Here is a 5,564-nt window from a genome sequence, read left to right on the forward strand (position 1 = left end):
ATGCCAAAGGCTTTTTCGCGATGCGCAATCTTGTCGCCCCGCGCGAGGCACACTTGTCGCCACAGTTTGCTTAACGTATCGCAGCCTTCTAGGATTTGCGGCTCATGATTGTACGGGGCATTACGTATTTTTTTATGAGTATCATGACTGCTGTTTTGGTCAGATAAATGACGGGGCTGATCGTGAGACGCGGTGCTGTGGTTAGGTGCGATCGTAGTGACCGCCGTAGTAGAAGACGAAGAATCGCGTTTAGCATTAACATTAGTATCAATAGAAGTAGTCATGTCTTATCGCCAAGTCTTTTTGCGTTTCCAGCGAGTGGCTGTCGCAGTGTTGTCTTTGGTTTGTCCCAAATAGAACTCTTTAATATCATCAGAGTGCATCAATTGGTCCGCTGAGCCTGCCATAACGATACGCCCGGTCTCAAGCACATAGCCGTAATCCGCTGCTGCCAAGGCTACCCTTGCGTTTTGCTCAACGAGCAAAATGGTCACACCTTGCTCTTTATTAAGTCTGCGAATAATCGTAAATATCTCTTGCACCAGTAGTGGCGAGAGTCCAAGAGAGGGCTCATCAAGGAGCATAAGAGAGGGCCGTGACATCAGCCCGCGCCCGATAGCGAGCATCTGCTGCTGACCGCCTGACATGGTGCCAGCCGCTTGGGCGCGCCGATCTTTGAGTATAGGAAAGTACTCATATATCATCTCGACATCACGCTGTATCTCACCTTTATCGCGCCGCGTATAAGCGCCCATCGCTAAGTTCTCAGCGACATTCAAGAACGGAAATACCTCACGCCCTTCTGGTACGTGCGAGAGTCCCTTTTTGACCAAGCGATCAGGTTCAATGCCATCGATACGCTCACCGTGGAACCATACTGCGCCTTTACGGGGATTGATGACACCAGAGACAGTTTTCATCAGGGTCGTTTTGCCTGCGCCATTAGCGCCTAAAATGGTGACGACTTTGCCTTCTGGCACCTCCAAACTCACGCCTCGCAGCGCCATGACCGGACCATAAGCGGACTCTAAATTACGCACCTCTAACACGTTGTTTTTGATCTCAGAGTCGACCAAATTCATCTGGGTTGCAGGTGCGGCAGACGATAGCGGCTTTTTAATCGTTGACATCACGCGCCCTCCTGACCTAGATAGGCCTCGATAACTTGTGGATTAGCTTGTACATCGGCGGCGGACCCTTGCGCCAAAAACTTACCCTCAGCCACTGCCAATACTCGATCTGATACCCGATTTACTAGGCTCATGTCATGCTCTACCATTAGGATCGTTAGACCAAGATCCTTTTGCATATCTTCAATCCACCATGCCATCTCAGATGTCTCCTCGACGCTGAGACCAGAGGCGGGCTCATCGAGCAAAATAAGCTTGGGGTTCGCCGCTAATGCGCGCGCAATCTCGACAACCTTTCTAATACCATAGGGCAAGCCTGCAATCAGCTTATCCCGATAAGGGGCTAACTCTAAAAAATCGATGATCCTCTCGACATGCAATCGATGCTCGCGCTCACTACGGCGCACCTTTGGTAAAAACAACAAATCTTGTATCCACGAGGTATTGCGCTGAGAATGGCGACCGATGAGCAAGTTTTGTAGCACGCTTGAATGATCAAACAATTCAATGTTTTGAAACGTACGGGCGATACCTAGTTTGGCGATATCGTGAGCAGGCAGCTTAGTAATGTCGGTACCATCAAAGGTAATACGACCACTGAGCGGCTCGTACAGACGGCTAATTAAGTTAAAAATCGTTGACTTGCCCGCGCCATTGGGGCCGACAATCGTGAATATCTCGCCCTCGTTTACCTCAAAGCTGATGTTATCTACAGCTTTTACACCGCCAAAGGCAATAGATAAGGAGTCGACTTGTAATAAGCTCATCGCATACGCTCCGTTTTAAGATAAGTTTTGGAACGGCGAAACAGACCTTTTCGATACAGTGGAAATAGCTGAAACCAAGTCCGTATTTTTATCCACATACCGTATATGCCGCGTGGCTCATAAATGATCATAATCACGATAACTAGAGCAAAAAGCGCGGTGTCGACACCAGGGATGCTAGTGATGCTAGAGCCTGTGCTTTGACCGACAACGTCGCCTAAGATTGCAATGACTTGCGGTAATAAGACCACGACGACGGCACCAAAAAACGCCCCGTGTATGGAACCCAAGCCGCCGATGACAATCTGTAATAGTATGGTGATAGAGATAATAACCGTAAAGCTCTCGTAGTTGACCGCTTGCACAAAATGCCCGTACATAGCGCCGCCGATAGCGGTAATCGCGCAAGATATGCTAAAGGCAAGAGTTTTAGCTTGCGGTACATTGACGCCAAGCGCGCGGGCGGAGACTTCGCTATCTCTAATGGCTAAAAAGGAGCGCCCCGTACCGCTTCTAAGCAAATTGATATATCCCAAGGTCACAAGTATCACAAGCGCAAGGCACAAGTAATAAAAAGCTTTTGGCGTAATGTAGCGATCGATAGTGTAGCCAAAGAGGTTAATCGGAGAGGCAAAGGTGCCAGAGATGCCGCCGGTAATCGGCTCAGCTACAATCGCAATATCCTCGACGATAATACTGAGCGCTAAGGTTGCAATAGCCAAATAGATACCGCTAGTTCTCAGAATCGGTCTGGCAATGATGGCGCCGATAACCCCAGTGATGAGCGCGCAGGCAACCAAAGCGGGGAAAAAATTCCAGCCCCGTGCCATTAGCGCCATATGACTAAATGCCCCTATCGCCATAAAGGCGGCGTGACCTAAGCTGACCTGTCCTGTATGTCCCGTCAACAGCATCAGACCAAGACCTGTGATAGACCAGATCAATATGGCGCTCAGCTCGCTAATGTAATAGTTACTAAGTAACCAAGGTGCCATTAACAGGAGCAAAAGCAGCAAACCATATTTTATAAGCTGGCTTTTATCCTCAAAGATATTGATATCTTGATCGTAACTGTGTTTAAACTGGGATTTCATTGGCAGTATTCATCCTTGAAATGTTTTAGTCATCCTTGACTCAACGCGTCTATACTTTTTTCTGTTTGACCTGAGAAAAAATACCGCCCGGGCGTACGATTAACACAACAAGCATCACCACATAAGGCGCAATTTGACTCAAACCCAGCGGCAGATAGCGACCTGCAAAGGGCTCTATAATCCCAACTAATAATCCACCAGCTAAAGCTCCAGGCAAGGAGCCTAAGCCGCCGATGACCGCAGCGGCAAAGGCCTTGATACCAAATAGCAAACCAACTGAGGGCTCGATAGCGCCTTTTGCCGCAAACAATATACCAGCAAGGGCGGCGACAACGCCTGACAATGCCCAAACGATACCATTGACCCGCTTAACCGGAATACCCATATAGTAGGCGGCCATCTGATTTTGACTACTCGCCTGCATGGCAATGCCAAGCCGGGTATGAGCAAAAAAGAAGTATAAAACGGAGGTTAACGCAATGGTGGATATGATGATGATGATATCGACGTAAGCGATACTTAGCGAGCCGAGTGCTATCATCTGGCCTGAAAATGGCGTCTGTAGAGAAACGGGGCTATGTCCCCAGATGACACCGGCGACAAAGCGCATCAAAAAGCCAAGCGAGATGGTCAGGATTACCATAGCAAATTGCGGCTGACCAAAGATACCACGCAGTACAAAGCGATCGAGTAAGTAACCAAATGCGCCCATAATAACGGCAGCAAAGGTAATACCCAATAAGAAAGGAAGGTTAGCTTGATCAGTATTAATAAAGGATATGCCTAAAAAGGCACCGAGCATGAGCATATCGCCTTGAGCGAAATTTACCGCTTCTGAAGCTTTGTAAATCAATACAAAACCTAGCGCCAATAGCCCATAGATACAACCATTAGCAATCCCGCTAATGAGCAGTTGTAGGATATCCATAAAGTCCCTTTTGTCTTAACATTGTCATCCGTGACCCTGTTTAAAGTAGCCATTTAAATAGGCTGCTTTCTGATTGTGCTCTTAAAGAATATCATTTTCTTTAAGTTAAAATTATTTAGATATCAGCAAGCTAGCACCTAAAATACTAGTAACAAATAATCTTAGGACTTTCACTCTATAGCAACTCATTATTGATGTCTATAAAGAATATCGGTTTATTTGGTGGGGTTATTCATTAACATGACATTAGTAGAGAAAGCTTGTTTAAATCTTTCATAAAGCGCATTTATCTTGAAATAAGCGAGCAGGCGCGCCTAAACGTCTCATGACTTACCATGATATAATTTGACCCTTTATCTAATCCTATTCTAAAAGTTGCCACCATGAGTCAAATGCCAAGCCAAACGCCAATAGCCAAGTCAGATAACCAATTCGATGTCATCATAATTGGCGCTGGCGCTTCAGGCTTGTACTGCGCGTTGACCGCAGGTCGTAGAGGTCGCCGCGTACTGGTGCTTGATCACGCCAATAAAGTCGGCAAAAAAATTCTTATGTCGGGCGGCGGTCGTTGCAACTTTACCAATTACTTCGTTGAGCCTGAGCATTTTGTCAGTGACAACCCGCACTTTTGCAAATCAGCACTGAGCCGTTATCCCAGCTGGGAGTTCATCGCTATGGTTGAGGCGCACAATATCGCCTATCACGAACGCGAGCACGGTCAGCTGTTTTGTGATAATTCTGCGCAGGATATCGTCACTATGCTGCTAGATGAATGTGCGGCGGTAGGCGTACAAATACGTATCAATACACAAATCGATAAGGTGACTGTCATCGATGACACACCTAACAACTTTGTGCTAATGACCCGTAAAAAACTCAGTAAAAAAGATGTCGCAAACGATGTAAAACCCTCAAGCCATACATATAGCTGTGCCTCACTAGTGGTAGCAACAGGCGGTCTATCTATTCCGACGATGGGTGCCAGCGGTCTCGGCTATGAGCTGGCGCAGCAATTTGGGCATACGCTGATTCACACTGATGCCAGCCTCGTACCCTTTACCTTTACGGATAAAACAGGCGAGCTGATTCGGGCTTTGGCAGGTATTAGCTTGCCCGTAGTGGCGAGCAATGAGCGTACCTCATTTAAGTTGCCGCTACTGTTCACTCACCGCGGCCTGTCTGGTCCTGCCATGCTCCAGCTCTCCAACTACTGGGAAACGGGCGAGAATATCACTATTAATCTGCTACCTGATATCGATGTCACTGCCCTACTCCTCGCGCACAAAACCTCTCATCCCAAGCAGCTTATCCGTACGGTCTTAAGCGACAATACTAATAACGCTTTACCCAAAAAGCTACTGGTCGCCCTGCAATCTATGCTATGGGATGATAGCAAAGACATTGAGCTTGCCAATATCAAAGATGAACGTCTAAGCGCAATCGGTAATGCGATCAATGGCTGGCAGATCAAGCCCTCAGGCACTGAAGGCTATCGCACCGCTGAGGCCACCCGTGGCGGCATCAAAACCGATGAGGTCTCGTCTAAAACCATGCAAAGCCGATTGCAAGAGGATCTGTACTTTATCGGGGAAGTGCTCGATGTCACAGGCTGGCTTGGCGGTTATAACTTTCAGTGGGCTTGGGC

General features: G+C 47.5%; 5 protein-coding genes and 1 pseudogene. 1 reads left to right on the top strand and 5 read right to left on the bottom strand.

Going from position 1 to position 5,564, the window contains the following annotated elements:
* The 5 genes and pseudogenes from ACTXGO_RS08925 to ACTXGO_RS08945 form a co-directional block, all read right to left on the bottom strand.
* A pseudogene (locus ACTXGO_RS08925) lies at nucleotides 1-284 on the bottom strand (long-chain fatty acid--CoA ligase); the annotation flags it as partial.
* Between the two features lie 3 nt (nucleotides 285-287).
* A complete protein-coding gene (locus ACTXGO_RS08930) occupies nucleotides 288-1,130 on the bottom strand; it encodes an ABC transporter ATP-binding protein (RefSeq protein ID WP_443541146.1) in 843 nt (280 codons plus the stop codon).
* On the bottom strand, nucleotides 1,130-1,897 hold the full coding sequence (locus tag ACTXGO_RS08935) for an ABC transporter ATP-binding protein (protein ID WP_317199562.1): 768 nt from the start codon (nucleotides 1,895-1,897) through the stop codon (nucleotides 1,130-1,132). Before ACTXGO_RS08935 ends, ACTXGO_RS08930 begins: the two co-directional genes overlap by 1 nt.
* Nucleotides 1,894-2,991, bottom strand: coding sequence for a branched-chain amino acid ABC transporter permease (locus ACTXGO_RS08940; RefSeq protein WP_317199563.1), 1,098 nt, complete (start codon nucleotides 2,989-2,991; stop codon nucleotides 1,894-1,896). The genes ACTXGO_RS08935 and ACTXGO_RS08940 overlap by 4 nt, the downstream gene beginning before the upstream one ends.
* 49 nt (nucleotides 2,992-3,040) lie before the next feature.
* Entirely contained in the window at nucleotides 3,041-3,919 is an 879-nt protein-coding gene (locus ACTXGO_RS08945) for a branched-chain amino acid ABC transporter permease (protein WP_443574121.1), read from the bottom strand.
* Between the two features lie 383 nt (nucleotides 3,920-4,302).
* Here ACTXGO_RS08945 and ACTXGO_RS08950 point away from each other — a divergent pair.
* The coding region (locus ACTXGO_RS08950; protein ID WP_443574123.1) for a BaiN/RdsA family NAD(P)/FAD-dependent oxidoreductase at nucleotides 4,303-5,564 on the top strand (1,262 nt) is incomplete at its 3' end.

Source organism: Psychrobacter sp. T6-1 (assembly GCF_052258445.1).

What these genes read in the sequence shown, in the direction of transcription:
- ACTXGO_RS08935 (WP_317199562.1), bottom strand. Translation starts at nt 1,897, where the DNA reads ATGAGCTTATTACAAGTCGACTCCTTATCTATTGCCTTTGGCGGTGTA.
- ACTXGO_RS08940 (WP_317199563.1), bottom strand. Translation starts at nt 2,991, where the DNA reads ATGAAATCCCAGTTTAAACACAGTTACGATCAAGATATCAATATCTTT.
- ACTXGO_RS08945 (WP_443574121.1), bottom strand. Translation starts at nt 3,919, where the DNA reads ATGGATATCCTACAACTGCTCATTAGCGGGATTGCTAATGGTTGTATC.
- ACTXGO_RS08930 (WP_443541146.1), bottom strand. Translation starts at nt 1,130, where the DNA reads ATGTCAACGATTAAAAAGCCGCTATCGTCTGCCGCACCTGCAACCCAG.